General features: G+C 70.9%; 14 protein-coding genes and 2 tRNA genes. 3 read left to right on the forward strand and 13 right to left on the reverse strand.

The annotated features are described in order from the left end of the window. Positions 1 to 60: 60 nt before the first annotated feature. The gene (locus ACZ45Q_RS18680; protein WP_468262171.1) at positions 61 to 1,722 is read left to right on the forward strand and encodes a hypothetical protein; all 1,662 of its coding nucleotides are present in this window, start codon (positions 61 to 63) and stop codon (positions 1,720 to 1,722) included. Positions 1,723 to 1,855: 133 nt separating this feature from the next. Here the strand turns inward: ACZ45Q_RS18680 and ACZ45Q_RS18685 are convergent, their stop codons facing one another. The 4 genes from ACZ45Q_RS18685 to ACZ45Q_RS18700 form a co-directional block, all read right to left on the reverse strand. Further along, on the reverse strand, positions 1,856 to 2,401 hold the full coding sequence (locus ACZ45Q_RS18685; RefSeq protein WP_468262174.1) for an HIT family protein: 546 nt from the start codon (positions 2,399 to 2,401) through the stop codon (positions 1,856 to 1,858). Between the two features lie 95 nt (positions 2,402 to 2,496). Beyond that, positions 2,497 to 4,473 (reverse strand): threonine--tRNA ligase, encoded by a 1,977-nt coding sequence (thrS, locus tag ACZ45Q_RS18690; protein WP_468262177.1) that lies wholly within the window; start codon positions 4,471 to 4,473, stop codon positions 2,497 to 2,499. A 121-nt stretch (positions 4,474 to 4,594) separates the two neighbouring features. Continuing rightward, positions 4,595 to 5,815: a hypothetical protein gene (locus ACZ45Q_RS18695; protein WP_468262181.1), complete on the reverse strand. Its 1,221-nt coding sequence runs from the start codon at positions 5,813 to 5,815 to the stop codon at positions 4,595 to 4,597. After that, positions 5,812 to 6,378: a DUF4365 domain-containing protein gene (locus ACZ45Q_RS18700; RefSeq protein WP_468262184.1), complete on the reverse strand. Its 567-nt coding sequence runs from the start codon at positions 6,376 to 6,378 to the stop codon at positions 5,812 to 5,814. The genes ACZ45Q_RS18695 and ACZ45Q_RS18700 overlap by 4 nt, the downstream gene beginning before the upstream one ends. A gap of 169 nt (positions 6,379 to 6,547) precedes the next feature. On the opposite strand from ACZ45Q_RS18700, the gene ACZ45Q_RS18705 reads away from it, so the two are divergent. After that, a complete protein-coding gene (locus tag ACZ45Q_RS18705) occupies positions 6,548 to 7,276 on the forward strand; it encodes an exonuclease domain-containing protein (RefSeq protein WP_468262187.1) in 729 nt (242 codons plus the stop codon). Between the two features lie 61 nt (positions 7,277 to 7,337). On the opposite strand, the gene ACZ45Q_RS18710 is transcribed toward ACZ45Q_RS18705, so the two are convergent. From ACZ45Q_RS18710 to ACZ45Q_RS18750, 9 genes are all read right to left on the reverse strand, one after another. Continuing rightward, positions 7,338 to 7,409 (reverse strand) — tRNA-Val (locus ACZ45Q_RS18710). 39 nt (positions 7,410 to 7,448) lie between these two features. After that, complete coding sequence (locus tag ACZ45Q_RS18715) at positions 7,449 to 7,895, reverse strand: SRPBCC family protein (RefSeq protein ID WP_468262190.1); 447 nt, start codon at positions 7,893 to 7,895, stop codon at positions 7,449 to 7,451. A 38-nt stretch (positions 7,896 to 7,933) separates the two neighbouring features. After that, positions 7,934 to 10,669, reverse strand: a complete 2,736-nt coding sequence (locus ACZ45Q_RS18720; protein WP_468262193.1) for an exo-rhamnogalacturonan lyase family protein — start codon at positions 10,667 to 10,669, stop codon at positions 7,934 to 7,936. A 161-nt stretch (positions 10,670 to 10,830) separates the two neighbouring features. Further along, positions 10,831 to 11,421 carry a hypothetical protein gene (locus ACZ45Q_RS18725; protein WP_468262196.1) on the reverse strand — a complete coding sequence of 197 codons (591 nt, stop codon included), beginning with the start codon at positions 11,419 to 11,421 and terminating at the stop codon, positions 10,831 to 10,833. 10 nt (positions 11,422 to 11,431) lie between these two features. After that, on the reverse strand, positions 11,432 to 12,322 hold the full coding sequence (locus ACZ45Q_RS18730; RefSeq protein WP_468262200.1) for a carbohydrate ABC transporter permease: 891 nt from the start codon (positions 12,320 to 12,322) through the stop codon (positions 11,432 to 11,434). Continuing rightward, positions 12,319 to 13,275 carry a carbohydrate ABC transporter permease gene (locus tag ACZ45Q_RS18735; RefSeq protein WP_468262203.1) on the reverse strand — a complete coding sequence of 319 codons (957 nt, stop codon included), beginning with the start codon at positions 13,273 to 13,275 and terminating at the stop codon, positions 12,319 to 12,321. Before ACZ45Q_RS18735 ends, ACZ45Q_RS18730 begins: the two co-directional genes overlap by 4 nt. Positions 13,276 to 13,285: 10 nt before the next feature. Further along, positions 13,286 to 14,575: an ABC transporter substrate-binding protein gene (locus tag ACZ45Q_RS18740; protein WP_468262205.1), complete on the reverse strand. Its 1,290-nt coding sequence runs from the start codon at positions 14,573 to 14,575 to the stop codon at positions 13,286 to 13,288. Positions 14,576 to 15,023: 448 nt separating this feature from the next. Further along, positions 15,024 to 15,095 (reverse strand) — tRNA-Val (locus ACZ45Q_RS18745). Between the two features lie 191 nt (positions 15,096 to 15,286). After that, positions 15,287 to 15,742: a TIGR02611 family protein gene (locus ACZ45Q_RS18750; RefSeq protein ID WP_468262207.1), complete on the reverse strand. Its 456-nt coding sequence runs from the start codon at positions 15,740 to 15,742 to the stop codon at positions 15,287 to 15,289. Between the two features lie 191 nt (positions 15,743 to 15,933). Here ACZ45Q_RS18750 and ACZ45Q_RS18755 point away from each other — a divergent pair, with 191 nt between their 5' ends. Beyond that, positions 15,934 to 16,347 carry an SsgA family sporulation/cell division regulator gene (locus tag ACZ45Q_RS18755; protein WP_004002642.1) on the forward strand — a complete coding sequence of 138 codons (414 nt, stop codon included), beginning with the start codon at positions 15,934 to 15,936 and terminating at the stop codon, positions 16,345 to 16,347. The last annotated feature ends 191 nt before the right edge of the window (positions 16,348 to 16,538 follow it).

Raw genomic sequence — 16,538 nt, forward strand, 5'->3', positions numbered from 1 at the left:
TGCGCAGCGGGCGAGTCGGGAAGGCCGCATGAGCGAGAGCGGCCGCGATCGGGGGTGGGAATGACCGTGGGCAACGGGTACGCGGACTTCTTCGGACCACAGGTGCCGCGGACGGGAGACGCGAGCCAGACGGCGACGTTCGCGCTGGCCTCCGCCGCCTACCGGGACAACCCGGTCGCGGACATCAAGAAGGCCGACAACGAGTGGCACCGGACGGCCGTCAACCCCGGCCGCTCGTGGGCCACGATCTTCCGTCCCAACCTCGGCGAGGCGTTCTGCCGCGCGGTGATCGACCGGATGCTGGGCGAGGACCGCAAGCCGCTCATCCAGTCCTTCGGCACCGAGCCCCAGGTGGTCGTCGAGCACTGCCTGGCCGCCCACCGCATCCGCAAGGAGCGCGACGCCCGGCTGACCGCCGTGACGGCGGTGTGCGGCCTGCTGTTCCTGCCCGGCATGCTGCTGTGGCTGCTCACCTTCCAGATCCGCACCACGGTCTCCAAGGCGGAGAACAAGCAGGCCGGTGCCCTCGCCACCGCCGTCCTCGTCGCGGTGGGCGCGCTGGCGCTGCTGTTCCTGGTCAAGATGCCCTTCGGCGGCTTCTGGGGCTGGTACGCGCGTGCGGCGGTCGTGGTGCCGGTGATCGGCTGGTTCTGGGCCAAGCGGATCTGCGAGCACACCGCCAGGGACATGCGGGAGCGGTGGGACGGCCTGCTCTCGGGCAGCAGCGTGGGCGCCAAGGTTCCCGAGGCGGTGCCGAGCAACCCCAACGAGACGGCGGCGGAGAAGCTCCGCCAGTCCCTGGCCCGGCTCGGCGCCGAGCAGCAGTCGAACTCGGTCTTCTACGCCGGGCCCAAGGGCATACTCGGCATGGGCACGCGCTGGGGCAGCTGGCAGCTCGCCGAGGACCTGGTGCCCGCCGACCCCGACCGGGAGATCCACCCCTTCCGCAGCTGGGACGTCATCCGGGCCGTCCACGATCAGCTGGCGCTGCTGGAGCGCGGCCCGCTGCACACCGGGGGGTTCCCCAAGCCGTCGATCCGGCACTGGATCGTCACGCCGATCGGGGAGAACGCTGCGGCGGTGTCCCGCCCGGAGGGCACGGACGTCGAGGCGTACCAGGTCAAGCCGCACGCGATACAGGAGATCTGCAACAACCAGCAGTTCGGCGCGGGCGACCGCCACTACCTGGGCGTGCAGTGGACGCTGTGGGACGGCCAGCTGGTCATCACCATGCTGATCACCGTGACGGTGCTGCACTCCACGCTGCGGATCGAGGTCACCGGGCACGCCCTGGGGCCGGTGAATCCGCTGTTCACCACCAAGCCGGAGGCGCCGTCGAAGGAGGTCACGAAGTCGTTCAAGCCGTGGGAGACCCGTAAGGTGATGCTGCCGCTGGTCGACAACGACGAGGTGGTCCGGCTGGCCGTGCGGGCCCCGCTGACCTACTACCCGCCGCTGCTGAACTGGCTCGGCGGCACGATCACGCTGCCCGAGCCGTTCGGGCTGCGGCACGCGTGGGCCGACCAGCCCTGGCGGCACCGGTTCATGGCCGACGACGCGCTGCGGGCGGCCACGCCGGTGCTGCGGGTGGTGCACGCGGCGGCGCTGCGGGTGCTGGAGGAGAACGGCGCGGACACCGAGAAGTTCGGGGCGCGGTCGGCGGTGCTCAGCGGACTGGTGCAGGACCCGGCGCCGAAGAAGGCCGACGTGTACGACGCGTAGGCCTCCGGCGGTCGAAGGGACGCCCGGCGCTGAGGCCCGGGGGGTGCGCAGCCCGGCGCGACGAGGTGCCGCTACGTCCCGCGCGACGAGGGACCGCTACATTCCGCGCGACGGGGCGCCGCTGCGTCCGCGGCTACGCCGGCCAGGCCTCCGCAAGCATCGTGCGGGTGTCGCCCAGCAGCTGCGGCAGCACCTTGGTGTGGCCGACGACCGGCATGAAGTTCGTGTCGCCGCCCCAGCGGGGGACGATGTGCTGGTGGAGGTGGGCGGCGATGCCCGCGCCGGCCACCGAGCCCTGGTTCATGCCGATGTTGAACCCGTGGGCGCCGGAGGCGGTGCGCAGGGCCGTCATGGCCTGCTTGGTCAGCAGCCCCAGCTCGGCGGTCTCGGCGTCCGTGAGCTCGGTGTAGTCGGCGACGTGGCGGTACGGGACGGTCATCAGGTGGCCGCCGTTGTACGGGTAGAGGTTGAGCACGGCGTAGACCTGCTCGCCGCGCCGGACGATCAGCCCGTCCTCGTCGGACTTGGCCGGGATCGAGCAGAAGGGGCACCCGTCGTCGGCACCGGGGCCGCTCGGCTTGTTCTCGCCCTGGATGTAGGCCATCCGGTGGGGCGTCCACAGGCGCTGGAACGCGTCCTGCGTCCCCACTCCCAGCTGCTGCTCCGGCTCACTCGTCATGCGTGCAGCATATGGCGTTGCGGCAGGCGAACGGGCAGGGCCCCCGGATCTCCCGGGGGCCCTGACGACGGCGGAGACCGGTCGGTCGGTGCGGGTCAGACCTGCACCCGCTCCTCGACCACCTTGGCGATCTTGGCGATGGCCTCGTCGAGGGGGATGCCGTTCTCCTGGGAGCCGTCGCGGTAGCGGAAGGAGACGGCGCCGTTCGCCATGTCCTCGTCGCCCGCGATGACCATGAACGGCACCTTCTGCTTCTGGGCGTTGCGGATCTTCTTCTGCATGCGGTCCGAGGAGGAGTCGACCTCCACCCGCAGGCCCTGCTTCTTCGCCGCCGCGGCGAACTTCTCCAGGTACTCGACATGGGCGTCGCCGACCGGGATGCCGAGCGCCTGGACCGGCGCCAGCCATGCGGGGAAGGCGCCCGCGTAGTGCTCCAGGAGCACCGCGAAGAAGCGCTCGATCGATCCGAACAGCGCACGGTGGATCATGACCGGGCGCTGCTTGGTGCCGTCCGCGGCCGTGTACTCCAGGTGGAAGCGCTCCGGCAGGTTGAAGTCGAGCTGGATGGTCGACATCTGCCAGGTCCGGCCGATGGCGTCCTTGGCCTGGACGGAGATCTTCGGGCCGTAGAAGGCGGCGCCGCCCGGGTCCGGGACCAGGGGCAGGCCCTGCTTCTCGGCGACCTGGCGCAGCGTCTCGGTCGCCTCCTCCCAGGCCTCGTCCGTGCCGACGTACTTCTCCGGGTCCTTGGTGGACAGCTCCAGGTAGAAGTCGGTCAGGCCGTAGTCGCGCAGCAGCTCCAGCACGAAGGTGAGCAGCTTGTCGAGCTCCTCGGACATCTGCTCGCGCGTGCAGTAGATGTGCGCGTCGTCCTGGGTGAAGCCGCGGGCCCGGGTCAGGCCGTGCACGACGCCCGACTTCTCGTACCGGTACACGGTGCCGAACTCGAACAGCCGCAGGGGGAGTTCGCGATACGAACGCCCGCGCGCGTCGAAGATCAGGTTGTGCATCGGGCAGTTCATGGGCTTGAGGTAGTAGTCCACGCCCTCGTCGAGCTGCATGGGCGGGTACATGCCGTCGGCGTACCAGTCCAGGTGGCCCGAGGTCTCGAAGAGCTTCCCCTTCGTCGCGTGCGGGGTGTAGACGAACTCGTAGCCCGCCTCCTCGTGCCGCTTCCGCGAGTAGTCCTCCATGACCCGGCGGATGATGCCGCCCTTGGGGTGGAAGACGGCGAGGCCGGAGCCGATCTGCTCCGGGATGGAGAACAGGTCCAGCTCGCTGCCGAGCTTGCGGTGGTCGCGCTTCTCGGCCTCGGCGAGGAACTCCAGGTACTGCTTCAGCTCGTCCTTGGACGGCCAGGCGGTGCCGTAGATGCGCTGGAGCATCGGGTTCTTCTCGCTGCCGCGCCAGTAGGCCGCGGCGTTGCGCATCAGCTTGAACGCCGGGATGTTCCGGGTGGTGGGCAGGTGGGGACCGCGGCAGAGGTCCTTCCAGCACAGCTCGCCGGTCTTGGCGTCCAGGTTGTCGTAGATCGTCAGCTCGCCGGCGCCGACCTCGACGTCCGCGCCGTCCTCGCTGGAGGCGGAGCCCTTGAGGCCGATCAGCTCCAGCTTGTACGGCTCGCCGGCCAGCTCCTCGCGGGCGGCCTCGTCGGAGACGACGCGGCGGGAGAAGCGCTGGCCGCGCTTCTGGATCTCCTGCATCTTCTTCTCGATGGCCTTGAGATCCTCGGGGGTGAACGGCTTCTCGACGTCGAAGTCGTAGTAGAAGCCGTCCTTGACCGGCGGGCCGATGCCCAGCTTGGCCTCGGGGAACAGCTCCTGCACGGCCTGCGCCATGACGTGCGCGGTGGAGTGGCGCAGGATGTTCAGGCCGTCCTCGGAGGAGATCTCCACGCCCTCGACGGTCTCGCCGTCCCGGACCTCGTAGGCGAGGTCCTTCAGTTCGCCGCCCACCCGCGCGGCGACGATCGAGCGCTCGCCGGCGAAGAGCTCGGCGGCAGTGGTGCCCGTCGTCACCACGCGTTCTTCCCGCTCGGAATCGCGTTGGATGATCACACGGACGTCTGACACCGGTCTCTCCTGACTGAAGGTGGGGCTGCGGCGCCATACCGGAGCGCACGCATCCCTGGGATCGTACCGACCCGGGGGCGTCCACCGCGAAATCCCTCCCCGGCTCCGGCCCGTCCCGCCCTCAGTCGCCGCCGCAGACCTCCTCGAAGAAGGCCATGGACTCCTGGTTCTCCTGGAGCGCCTTGACCAGCCGGTCCCGCTCGGCGTCGTCGACCTGCACGGGCACGACGTCGCCGGCGCCGGTCAGCCGGCGGAAGCCGCCCCGGCTCTCCAGCCGGCCGTGCACCCGCACCGGCAGCCCGACGAGGTGGGCGTGGCCGGCGATGCGGTACGCGTCCTCCTCCAGCGTGATCCGGACGTGCGGCACCTCGGCGCCGGCCAGCACCCGCAGCCGCACGGTGCCCGCGCCGCGCGGCCCCGACCTGCGCATCCGGACGACGGTGCCGGTGATCCGCACCGGCACCGACGGCTCGGCGCGCAGATAGCGGACGCCGGCCTCGCGCAGGGCGGGCAGGTCCCCGGGCGAGAACTCGACGGGCTCGGCCGGGGCGGCGCAGCCCTCGGGCACACCGGCGGCCGGGGCCCACTCGACGGCGACGCGGGCGCCCTCCGTGCCCTGGACGAGGGCGACCAGGGCCTCGGTCAGCTCGTGGCTGACGCCGGCCTCGACGGCCGAGTCGAAGGCGTCCATGCCGCCGGTGGCCCGCCGGTAGTCGACGGCCTCGCGGGCCGCGTGCAGGGCCTGGTGGAGGCGGACGGCCAGCGGGCGGCCGGTGGCGACGGGCACGAACGCGGTCAGCCGCCGGCCGTCGGGTCCGGGGGCGACCCGGACGTCCGCCAGGGACGCGGCGGCGGCACGCCGGTGCCGGGCGCCGAAGTAGCCGGCACGCGCGCGGGTGGCGAGCGCCGCGGCGAGCAGCACGGAGCGGGCGGCGGTGCGCAGCCGGTCCTCCACCGTCCAGGTCGCGGCGTCCCCGGGCCCGGCCGGTACATCGCGCCACCAGCGGATCTCGTCGCTGGGCACGGCGAGGGCGAGCAGCACCTCGCGGGCGGACGGTGTGCCGCTGCGGGACAGGGCCAGCAGGGCCTCGCCGAGCAGGTCGTCGCTGTCCGGGTAGGTCCGGGTCTCCGGCACGAGCAGGCTGGTGCCGCCGTGGCCGGGTCCGGGCGGGGTCCAGCGGCCGTAGCGTCCGGGGGCGCCGCCGCGGCGCCGCCAGCCGTGCCGGTGCAGCAGCGCGGCGAGCACGGCGGGGTCCGCCGTGGCGGGCTCGGGCGCCCGGCCGTACCGGTCGGTGCCGGCGGGGTGGGGGCGCGGGGGCTCGTCGGTGGGGCGGTGCGTCACGGTCTCCCTCCCGTCCCGACCCGCGTCATGATCTCGCACAGCGCCCGGTCGTCGAAGATGCGTGAGGTCGGAATGCGCACGGTGGTGCGGTGCCGGCCGGTGACCGGGTGTCCGGCGAGGTTGGTCCAGTAGCAGCAGTGCCTGAGGTCGAGCCGGTCGTGGCCGGCCCGCAGCCACTGGTCCCGGGACCGGGGGACGATCATCACGACGAGGATCTTGTGCACCGAGACGGGGGTGCGGGCGAGCTTCGTCAGGTGCTCGTTGTCGAGCGTGAAGGAGAAGGAGCGGCCCGGCGGGTGCGGCGGGATCTGGTACGTGGCCTTGAGCTGGACCTTGATGGTGACCTCGTCGTCGACGGTGTGCCCGGGTGCGCTGTGGCTGACGTGCCAGTCGATGCCGTTGTCGGGGAACGGCTGGGACAGGGAGCAGCCCGCCGCCGCGGCGACCGCGTGCAGATAGCCGACCTGCAACGTCTCCATGCAGGCGGTGGTGGCGAGAGTGCCGCGCGTGGGCGCCGTGCGCTCGGGCAGCAGCCCGCCCCGTTCGGGCTGCGCTATGGCCATGGCCAACAGCCTTCCAGAACTGGTGATTCCCCACTGCGGGCCGCTGAACTGCAAAGACCCGTACTCCTGTTGTGTCCTTCCGGCGTACGGCGCAAACAGCCCGGGTATCACCGGATCGGGCAGCGGACGGTGCGTCAACTGCCGAGGGTGATCGAGGGGTTGTGGGACCATGACGTGCTGGTACGAGGGGCCGCTGGCCGCGTTCGACACCGAGACCACGGGCGTCGACGTCGAGACCGACCGGATCGTGTCGGCCGCCGTCGTCGTGCAGGACGCCCCGGGACTGAGGCCGCGGGTCAGCCGCTGGCTGGTGAACCCAGGGGTGCCGGTGCCCGAGGCGGCGACCGCGGTGCACGGCCTGACGGAGGAACACCTGCTGCGCAACGGCCGCTGGCCGGCGCCGGTCATGTACGAGATAGCGGAGGCACTGGCGGAGCAGGCGCGGGCCGGACGGCCGCTCGTGGTGATGAACGCGCCGTTCGATCTGACGCTGCTGGACCGGGAGTTGCGCCGGCACCGCGCCTCGTCGCTGAGCCGCTGGCTGGAGCGGACGCCGCTGTGCGTGCTTGACCCGCGGGTGCTGGACAAGCACCTGGACCGCTACCGCAAGGGCCGGCGCACGCTGACCGACCTGTGCGCGCACTACGGCGTCCCGCTGGACGGGGCGCACGACGCGGCGGCCGACGCGGCGGCCGCGCTGGAGGTCGTACGGGCGGTGGGGCGGCGTTTCGCGGGGCGGCTGGAGCGGCTGTCCCCCGCCGAGCTGCACACCCTTCAGGCGGTGTGGCACGCGGCACAGGCGCGGGGACTCCAGGCGTGGTTCGCGCTGAGCGGCACGGAGGAGGCGGTGGACCCGGCCTGGCCGCTGCGTCCGGACCAGCCGGCGGCGGCGGCCTGACCCGCTCCGGGCGGGAGAAGCGGAAAGCCGGACCGTCATCGACGGACCGGCTTCTTCCGGGTGGGCGATACTGGGTTCGAACCAGTGACCTCTTCGGTGTGAACGAAGCGCTCTCCCACTGAGCTAATCGCCCGGGAACGCACTGAACAATACAGGTACGGCCGCGCAGTCTTCAAACCGCTTCCAGATACCTGACCAGCCCGCGCCGCCCGGCCCGCATCATCAGCGCGTGGTTGGCGCGGAAGACGGCCCGGCCGGGCACGGCCAGCCGGCGCAGCAGCGGCTTGCGGACGTCGACCTCCTGGTCGTAGCGGACGAGGGCGCCCGGGCCGTGCGGGGTGATCGTCCAGCGCGCCCAGCCCTCCATGTCGCCGCTCATGGCGACCTCCAGCACTCCCCCGGCCGGATCGCGGCGTGCCTCGCGCAGCGTCGCGGTCAGGTCGTAGGGGAGCAGCGAGCGGAACCGGACGACCCCGCTGGTGTCGCCGAGCCGGGTGACCTGGCGCACCTGGGGCCACCAGCGGGGGTAGTCCTCGATGCGCTCCAGGGCCCGGTACACGGCGGGGACGGGCGCGGGCACGGGCCACAGGGTCAGGAAGCGGTAGTGGTTCCAGTCCATGACGGCAGTGTGCCCGCGCCCGGGCGCCCCGGGGGCCGCTACGGCATGCGGTCCCCCAGCAGGGCGAGGTTCTCGATGGCGGCGAGCCCGTACAGCGCGGTGTCGTTCGTCGACACCCAGCTCGCCTCGCCGCCCGGGACCAGCGCGAGGGGTCCCGCGAGCTTCTCCGTCCTCCAGGGAGCCGACTCCTTGTAGCCGTCGGAGTCGTAGAACTTCTGCCACGCGCGCGTGGCGAGCTTCTCGTCACCGGTCTGTACGGCGGCATAGGCGTCGAGGCGCGAGTGGCCCTGGAAGAGGATCAGGCTGCCGAAGCTGCTGCCGTAGCGTGCCGCCTGTTCGGCCTTGGTGGCGTTGTAGTAGCGGCAGTAGTCGAGATAGGCCTCCTTGAACTCGGGCATGTCGACGAGGTCGACGAGTTCGGCGCACAGTTCGTTCAGGCCGAAGACGGCCGACAGGTGGGAGACCTCGACCTTCGGTGTGTCGGCGACGGCGAACCTGCCGGTGTCCAGGTCGTACAGGCCGCTGCCCTGGACGAAGCCGTTGGGCTGGGCGGCGATGGTCTCCATCGTGGACAGCACGCGGGCGCGTGCCTTCTCCCACTTGGGGCCCCGGCGCTCCCACTCCGTCAGCCATGCCGAGACCAGGCCGCTCCAGTCGGTGCCGAACCCGATCGACAGGGCGTTGCGGTCGGGTGTGTAGGGCTCGGTGCGGATCTTGCGGAGCGGGTCGAGGGCCAAAAACGTCTCGTCGGAGTCGACGTTGGCGTGCATGAGGTCGCCGACGCGTTCGTCGGCGGTGAGGAAGTAGTAGAAGCGCCGGTAGGTGGTGTTGGCGATGCGCTGCTGTTTGGCGCTGTCGGCGTAGTGCTGCACGCCGTGCCGGGTGCCGAGGCCGGCCCACCGGCCGAGGTGGTAGACGTCGACCTCGCCGGTGTGCCGGGTCATGGCCTCGGCGAAGCGGAAGATGTCCGCACGGCCGCTGCGCAGGTAGGCGTACCACAGCCACAGGTCGGGCGAGAGCTCGGAGTTGTCCCAGGCGTAGCCGCCGACGTCGTAGCGCCACTGGTGCCGGGCGGCGTCGTAGGTGTGCATGATGTCGCCGTAGTCCCAGAAGCCGTACCAGCGGCGCTGCTCCACCTGGTCCTTGTAGTAGGTGAAGAGGAAGTCGAGGTGGTCCTCGATCTTCGCCTTGGCCGGTGTGGAGCGGTCGGGCTCGGAGAACAGGCCGGGGCCGAAGACCTTGGCCCTGATCAGCTGCCGCGGCGGGGCGGCGAGCTGCGGCGGCACCCGCACGGCCTCGACCTGGGCGGCGAGCCGTTCGGCGCTCGGGGTGGCGGCGTTGGCCCAGAACATCAGCTCCGAGGTGCGGGCGATGCCGTACGGGGTGCCGAAGCCGGGTTCGTAGTCCTCGTAGGTGATGTTGAGGCCTTCGAGCTGCTCCTCGTAGGTGTCCTGGCCCATGCCGTCGTGGTAGAAGCGCAGGTCCATGGGCTGGGCCTCGGGCGACCAGAGCCACAGGGTGACCTCGGCCTCGTCGGTGTGGGCGTCGCGGACGTCGAGCTGGGCGGGGAACTTCTCCCAGAAGTCGCGCAGTCCGAAGGAGAGTCCGCCGCTCACCCCGCCGACGTAACCGAATCCGGAGGCGCGCCGGCCGCCGCCCGCGCCGATCCAGCCGTGGCCCTTCTTGGTGCGCTTGCGCAGGGTGAAGCCGTCGGCGGAGAGCTGGGAGAGGGTGTAGTCGCCCCATTCGGGGATGTACTTCAGGCGGGTGGTGACGCGCTGGTCCCAGGTGGCCGGGTCGGGCAGTCTCTCCCCGGCGAACTGTGCCGCCTGGACGGCCGCGCCGGGATCGCGGCGCAATCCGGTGATGCCCTTGACGGCCTCGCGGAGCATGCCGGTGCCCTCGCCGCCGATGCGGACGTGGCGGTCGTAGGCCTCGTCCCGCATCGGTACGGTGAAGCGGACGCCGAGGCCGCGGACGAAGTCGCCGCTCGCCTTGCCGGGCTCCTGCTTCCCGTCGTAGGTGATGGTGTGCACCATGCGGAAGGAGTCGGCGCCCGCGTAGAAGTAGAGGCGTACGGAGAAGGGCAGCAGACCGCGGTCCCTCTTGCGGTGCTTGCCGTCGATGCGGACCACGGCGCGGACCGGGCCCTGCTGCTCGACCTCCACCTGCGTGATCGCGCCGTCGAAGCGCTCGTACTTCACGCTGCCCTGGTCGCCGTCCTCGATCTCGGGCTGCCGGAGCAGGACGAGCCGGCCGCCGCGGGCGATCTCGGTGGAGCCCCGGGTGACCGACTTGACCAGGGTGGCGCCGGACGTGGCGATCCGGGCCGTGATCACGCCGGTCGAGATGTCGATGGTGCCGCCGCGCCGGCCGACGGTGACCTTCTTCTCCGGGGCGGCCGGGCTGCCGGGGGCGAGGGTGAGCGCGCCGGAGCCGGTGCTCACGGCGTGCGCGGTCCACTTCAGGGAGCCGTCCGGCCAGTACGCCAGCGGCCAGGACTGCACGGGGACGGCCGTGCCGTCCCCGTCGGTGAGCGCGAAGGTCTGGTCCGCCGGGAGGGTGCCCTTCGGCCAGGGGACGCCGACGGTGGAGCCGGGCGCGGCGCCGAGGCCGCCGTCCTCCAGCCAGTCGAGGGTCACCGGATCGGCGTCGGCGGGCCCGGCTCCGGGTGCCGCCTGCGCACCGTGTGCTCCGAGGGCCCAGCTGAACTGGGCGGCGGCTCCGGCGACGGCGGCCGCCTTGAGCAGGGATCTGCGGGGGATGGGGGGCATGGGCCTTCCTTTCCTTGCGGTCAGGTCCTTGCGGTCAGGTCCTTGCGGGCGGGTTCTTGCGGTCGGGCGTGCGGTGGGGACGGTTGGACCAGGCTGGCCATGGGCATGACAGGAGTAGGTGCGGCGCCGAGGGCGCCGACCGGGTATCAGGGAGCCGCCGGTCAGCGGCGGCGGTGGCGCTCCTCCACGGCGACGGCCGCCGCCGCGACGGCACCGAGGACGGGCACGGCGAGCGGCGCGACGAACCAGCCGGACAGCGCCACCACCGCCAGGCCTGCCACCAGCAGGAAGGACCCGGCCGGGTCGAGCACCGTGCGGCGGCCCGCCGCGGCGAGCAGCGACCGCCAGCGGGCGCCGGGTGTCCACACCGCCGCCGCGCGCAGCCCGGCGACGACACACCCGATCAGCGCCAGCAGGCCGACGGCCCCGACGAGCGGCCCGCCGGGCAGCCCGGCCCGCACGGCCTGGACGTCCACCCAGACCGCGCCCGCCGTCAGCCATCCGGCGAGCCCGGCGAGCCACCCGCCGCGCAGCGCGGACCGGAAGTCGGCGACGAACTCCCGCCATCCGCCGCCCTGGTGCGCGGCCCGGCGCCGCAGATGGCGGGCCCCGGCGGCGAAGGCGGCGGGGTAGGTCAGGACGCCGAGGGAGGCGACGGCGATCCACACACCGGTCAGCAGGCACTCGGCGAAGACGCCGAACCGTTCGGCGAGCGCGGGCCGGCCGTGCGCCCGGGCGCGTGCTTCGGCCATGACCGCCCCCTCAGCCCTTGAGTCCGGACGTCGCCATGCCGTCGATCAGATACCGCTGGAAGGCGAGGAAGAACAGCAGGACCGGCAGCAGGGCGACCAGCGACATGGCGATCATGCCGCCGTAGTTGGCGACGCTCTCCTGGTCGCGGAACATCATCATGCCCAGCGAGACCGTGTACTTGCCGGGCTCGTTGAGGTAGATCAGCGGGCCCATGAAGTCGTTCCAGGCGTTGATGAAGGTGAAGATCGCGCTGGTGATGAGGGCGGGGCGGCACAGCGGCAGGACGATCGACCAGTAGATGCGGAAGTGCCCGCACCCGTCGATCCGGGCGGCCTCGTCGAGTTCCTTCGGCAGGTTCCGCATGAACTGCACCATGAGAAAGACGAAGAACGCCTCGGTGGCCAGGTACTTGCCGATGAGCAGCGGGACGTAGGTGTTGACCAGCTCCAGCTTCTGGAACATCACGTACTGAGGGATGAGCAACACGTGGTACGGCAGCAGCAGCGTGCCGATCATCAGCGCGAACAGCACGTTCCGGCCGGCGAACCGGATCTTGGCGAAGGCGTAGGCCGTCAGCGAGCAGGAGGCCAGGATGCCGACGACGGAACCGAGGCTGTAGAAGAGCGAGTTCTCGAAGAAGGTCAGGACGGAGATGTCGGCGATGCCGTCGGCCAGGCCCGTGAAGTTGTCCACGATCGGGCTGGTGGGGAACAGCTCCAGGCTGCCGATGATCTCCCGGCTGGGCTTGAACGAGGCGCCGATGACCCAGACGACGGGATACAGGACGACCGCGAGCACCAGCAGGGCACCGACGTGCCAGGCGAGCGATCCGGTGCGGCGGCGGCCGAGGCCGGGCGACCGGCTCCCGGCAGCCGGGCGGGTGGTCGTGGTGGCGCTCATCGGGCGTCCTCCTCGTAGTGCACCCACTTCTTCTGGGACCAGAACAGGACGATCGTCACCAGGGCCACGGCGAGCAGCAGCATCCACGCCATCGCGGAGGCGAAGCCCATCTGGGACTCCTTGAAGCCCTTCTGGTACAGGTAGCAGGTGTAGACGAGCGTGGCGTCGGCCGGGCCGCAGTAGGTGTTGGAGACGACGTAGGCCGAGCCGAAGATCTGGAACGAGTGGATGGTCTCCAGCAGGACGTTGAAGAACAGCACCGGGGAGATCATCGGCAGGGTGATGCTCCAGAACCGGCGCAGCGGACCGGCCCCGTCCATCTCGGCCGCCTCGTACAGCTCCCGGGGCACCTGCTTCAGGCCGGCCAGGAAGATGACCATGGGGGCGCCGAACTGCCAGACCGTCAGCGCGACCAGGCAGTAGAGGATCCAGTCGGGGTTGCCGACCCAGCCGCCGACCTCGAAGCCGAAGAGGGACATCGTCCGGTCCACGATCGCGTCGTCCGAGAAGATCGCCCGCCAGACGAAGGCGACGGAGACGCTGGCGCCGATCAGCGACGGGGCGTAGAACGCGGCCCGGTAGAAGGCCTGTCCGCGCCGGCTCTGGGCCAGCAGCAGGGCGATGCCCAGGGCGAGCAGCAGCTTCAGAGGGGTGCCGATGATCACGTACTTGGCGGTGACCTCGACCGACTTCTGCCACCGCGGGTCGTCGAACATCCGGGTGAAGTTGTCCAGCCCGATCCACTGCGGGGTGTTGAACAGGTTGTAGTCGGTGAACGCGAAGTACAGGGAGGCGACCATCGGGCCCGCGGTCAGCAGCAGGAAGCCCGCGATCCACGGGGACATGAACAGGTAGCCGGCGAGGGTGTCCCGGCGGCCCCGCCGCTTGGCCGCCGCGGGCGCCGCGGGCCGTGCGGTGCGGGCCGCGGGCGGGGAGTCCTTGACGAGCGTCACGAGGGTCCCCTCACTGCTGGAACGCGGTCTCGGACTCGGAGAAGAACTGCTTCACCGCGTCGGAGACCTTGGTCTTGCCCTGGGCCATGTCCCCGCCGATGCGCAGGAAGGCGGCCTCGACGGTGTCGGCGCCGGAGGGGTGCGGGGTGATGGTGCCGAGCACACCGGCCTTCGCGGTGTCCTCCTCGTACCGGGCGATCTCCTTGTCGATGGGGTCGGTCGGCTCGTACGCCTCGTACTGCCGGGTGCCGGCGAGGATGCCGCGGTCGTAGCCCATGATCTTGCCGACCTCGGGGTCGTGGACCATGAAGTCGATGAACTGTGCGACCTCCTTGGGGTGCTCGGTGCGCGAGGAGGCGCTGAGCATCAGCGAGGCGAGGTACTGCCCGGTGTTCTTGCCGTCGGTGGTGGGGATCGGGGCGAGGCCGTACTCGCTGTCGCCCTCCGCGGTGTAACGGACCGTGAAGTTGTCCCAGGTGAACTCGGAGGCACCGTGTCCGGCGGCCAGGGAGGACTTCGGCTTGTCCTGCTCGACGATCTTGGGGTCGGTGACGTGCCCGGCCTTGATGCGGTTGTAGCCGTCCTGCCACCACTCCGTCAGGTCGGCCCGGTCGAAACCGAGTCCGTCCTCGGTGAAGAAGGCCTTGCCGTTCTGGCGGAGATAGAGGTCGTACAGATACATGATGCCGAAGTAGCCGGTGTCCCCGGGCACCTGGGTGCGGTCGCGGATCGTCTTCAGGGCCTTGAAGTAGTCGTCCCAGGTCCAGCCCTGTTCCGGGACGACGCCCGCCTTCTCGAAGACCTTCTTGTCGATGACCAGGGCCATGGTGTTCGAACCGACGGGGACACCGAGCTGCTTGCCGTCGACCCGACCGACCTCGACGACCCCTTCGCGGAAGTCGCCGAGGTTCAGATTCCCGGCCTCCGCCTGCCCCTTGAGGTCGAGGAGAACTCCCCTCCTGTCGTACTTCCTGAGGAAAGTGACGGAGTTTTGGAAAACGTCCGGAGGATTTCCGCCGGCGGCCTGGGTCTGGAACTTCTCCCAGAAAGAAACGTAGTCCTGGAAGTCCGTCTTCACCTTGATCTTCGGATACTTCTTCTCGAAGAGCCGGATGGTTTCGTTGATCCGCTTGGCCCGCTCGTCGGCACCCCACCAGGAGTAACGGATCGTCACCGTCCCGTCGGCCGCGGCACCGCCGTTGCCGCCGCAGGCCGCGGTGCCGGCCAGGCCGAACGCGGCCACGGAAGCGCCGGCCGCCTTCAGGATCGTGCGCCTCTCAACATTCCCGCTGGTTCCCACCGTCAGGCCTCCCCGCGTTCGTCGCAGTACTGATGAATCGTCTGATGAATGGTCCGATGAATCGTTTCAAGTAAGCGCTTGCTGGCACAAGGTACGGAGGGGGCAGGGGTGCGTCAATGCGTCCGGCAGAGTTTTCTTGCGGCGGCGGCCGGCCGCGCCGCGTCCGGGTCGTCCGCCGGGTCGCGGGCGGCGGCGGGGCACCGCAGGTGGGAGCGAGTGCGATCGGCGGGCCGAACAAGGGCGGGGGGAGATATACGTCTGCCCCCAGGCCGACGTCCGGGGCTGCCCGGGCACCATCGGTCCGCCGATGGGCGACACGCGACGCGCGAGGGGCGACGAGCGAGGGGCGAGGGGCGACGATCCTCACGAGGGCGCTGCACGAGGGCGGCCCGGCCGTACGCACGACGGCGGCCCGCCTGTGGTTCTACAGGCGGGCCGCCGATCCGGGTGGGCGATACTGGGTTCGAACCAGTGACCTCTTCGGTGTGAACGAAGCGCTCTCCCACTGAGCTAATCGCCCGGGCGCAGGAAGAACATTACCGCATGTCAGGGGGTGCCCGTGACCACGGCCGGGAGGCTGCCGCCGGTACGGGCCGGCGGGCGGGCCGCCCGGACGGAGAGGGCGCCCGTGGTCAGCGGGCGCCCGTGGACGGGGGCGTCACCGAGCGGGGACGACCGGCATGACGGCCGTCCCGGCGGCGCCCGGCAGTGTCACTGATTCTCGATCTTCCAGGGCATCACGAAACCGAACTTCCACAGATAGAAGCCGGCGAGCCCCGCGAAGATCACCAGCCCGATCGCCGTCAGGATCATGTTCCGGCGGCGCACCTTCGGGTCGAGGGCGCGCTGGGCCGCCTCGGTGACCTTGCGCTTGGTCCAGCGCAGGACCAGCTGTGCCCAGACGAACTCGGTCGCCCAGATCGCCATGCCGGCGAAGATCACGACCCAGCCCGGTCCGGGCAGCACCAGCATCGCGGCCCCGGCGGCGACGACGGCCAGGCCCACGACGAAGACGCCGACCTGCCAGCTCAGGTGCAGGGCGCGGCGCGCCTTGATGAATTCCGGTGCGCGCGAGCCGAGCGCCTGCGCGGGCGCCGCCTCGTCGTCCGTCCCCGTACGGTCTTCCACCACGGCCGCCTCGCCGGACTTGTTACTCCCCGTGTTCATACGGCCAAACCCTACCCGAGCGAAACGAGTCACCGGAATGGCCGCACCCTGACAACGATCTCTCCGCCGGATGAGTTACGTAAACGCACGCAAAACACTCAGAGGGGTTTACAACGGCACCGTAGGTGGCATGTCGATTTCGCCGACGTGCGAATCCCCGAGCGCACACTGAGCGAAAGGCCCTGGCGCTTATGAACACCACGGTCAGCTGCGAGCTGCACCTGCGCCTCGTTGTGTCGAGCGAGTCCTCCCTGCCTGTCCCCGCAGGCCTGCGGTACGACACGGCCGACCCCTACGCCGTGCACGCCACCTTCCACACCGGAGCCGAGGAGACCGTCGAGTGGGTGTTCGCCCGCGACCTCCTCGCCGAGGGGCTCCACCGTCCCACCGGCACCGGCGACGTCCGCGTCTGGCCGTCGCGCAGCCACGGTCAGGGCGTCGTGTGCATCGCCCTGAGCTCCCCGGAGGGAGAGGCACTGCTCGAGGCCCCGGCGCGGGCCCTGGAGTCCTTCCTGAAGCGGACTGACGCCGCCGTGCCCCCCGGCACGGAGCACCGGCACTTCGACCTCGATCAGGAGCTCTCGCACATCCTGGCGGAAAGCTAGGGCGAGGGCCCGCACAGCCGCCCGGCGCCGTCGACTCGGGGTGACGGCTCGGGCCGGGACAACCGCATACGGCACACATCGGCGCCGGGGGGGGGGGGGGGGGGGGGGGGGGGGGAAGGGAAGGAGGGGGGGGGGGGGGGGGGGGGGGGGGAAGGCAAACACAGGGGGGGGGGAGGAGGGAGGGGGGCAGC

This window comes from Streptomyces sp. NPDC031049, assembly GCF_055571015.1.

What these genes read in the sequence shown, in the direction of transcription:
- ACZ45Q_RS18680 (WP_468262171.1), top strand. Translation starts at nt 61, where the DNA reads ATGACCGTGGGCAACGGGTACGCGGACTTCTTCGGACCACAGGTGCCG.
- ACZ45Q_RS18685 (WP_468262174.1), bottom strand. Translation starts at nt 2,401, where the DNA reads ATGACGAGTGAGCCGGAGCAGCAGCTGGGAGTGGGGACGCAGGACGCG.
- ACZ45Q_RS18700 (WP_468262184.1), bottom strand. Translation starts at nt 6,378, where the DNA reads ATGGCCATAGCGCAGCCCGAACGGGGCGGGCTGCTGCCCGAGCGCACG.
- ACZ45Q_RS18705 (WP_468262187.1), top strand. Translation starts at nt 6,548, where the DNA reads ATGACGTGCTGGTACGAGGGGCCGCTGGCCGCGTTCGACACCGAGACC.
- ACZ45Q_RS18715 (WP_468262190.1), bottom strand. Translation starts at nt 7,895, where the DNA reads ATGGACTGGAACCACTACCGCTTCCTGACCCTGTGGCCCGTGCCCGCG.
- ACZ45Q_RS18720 (WP_468262193.1), bottom strand. Translation starts at nt 10,669, where the DNA reads ATGCCCCCCATCCCCCGCAGATCCCTGCTCAAGGCGGCCGCCGTCGCC.
- ACZ45Q_RS18725 (WP_468262196.1), bottom strand. Translation starts at nt 11,421, where the DNA reads ATGGCCGAAGCACGCGCCCGGGCGCACGGCCGGCCCGCGCTCGCCGAA.
- ACZ45Q_RS18730 (WP_468262200.1), bottom strand. Translation starts at nt 12,322, where the DNA reads ATGAGCGCCACCACGACCACCCGCCCGGCTGCCGGGAGCCGGTCGCCC.
- ACZ45Q_RS18750 (WP_468262207.1), bottom strand. Translation starts at nt 15,742, where the DNA reads ATGAACACGGGGAGTAACAAGTCCGGCGAGGCGGCCGTGGTGGAAGAC.
- ACZ45Q_RS18755 (WP_004002642.1), top strand. Translation starts at nt 15,934, where the DNA reads ATGAACACCACGGTCAGCTGCGAGCTGCACCTGCGCCTCGTTGTGTCG.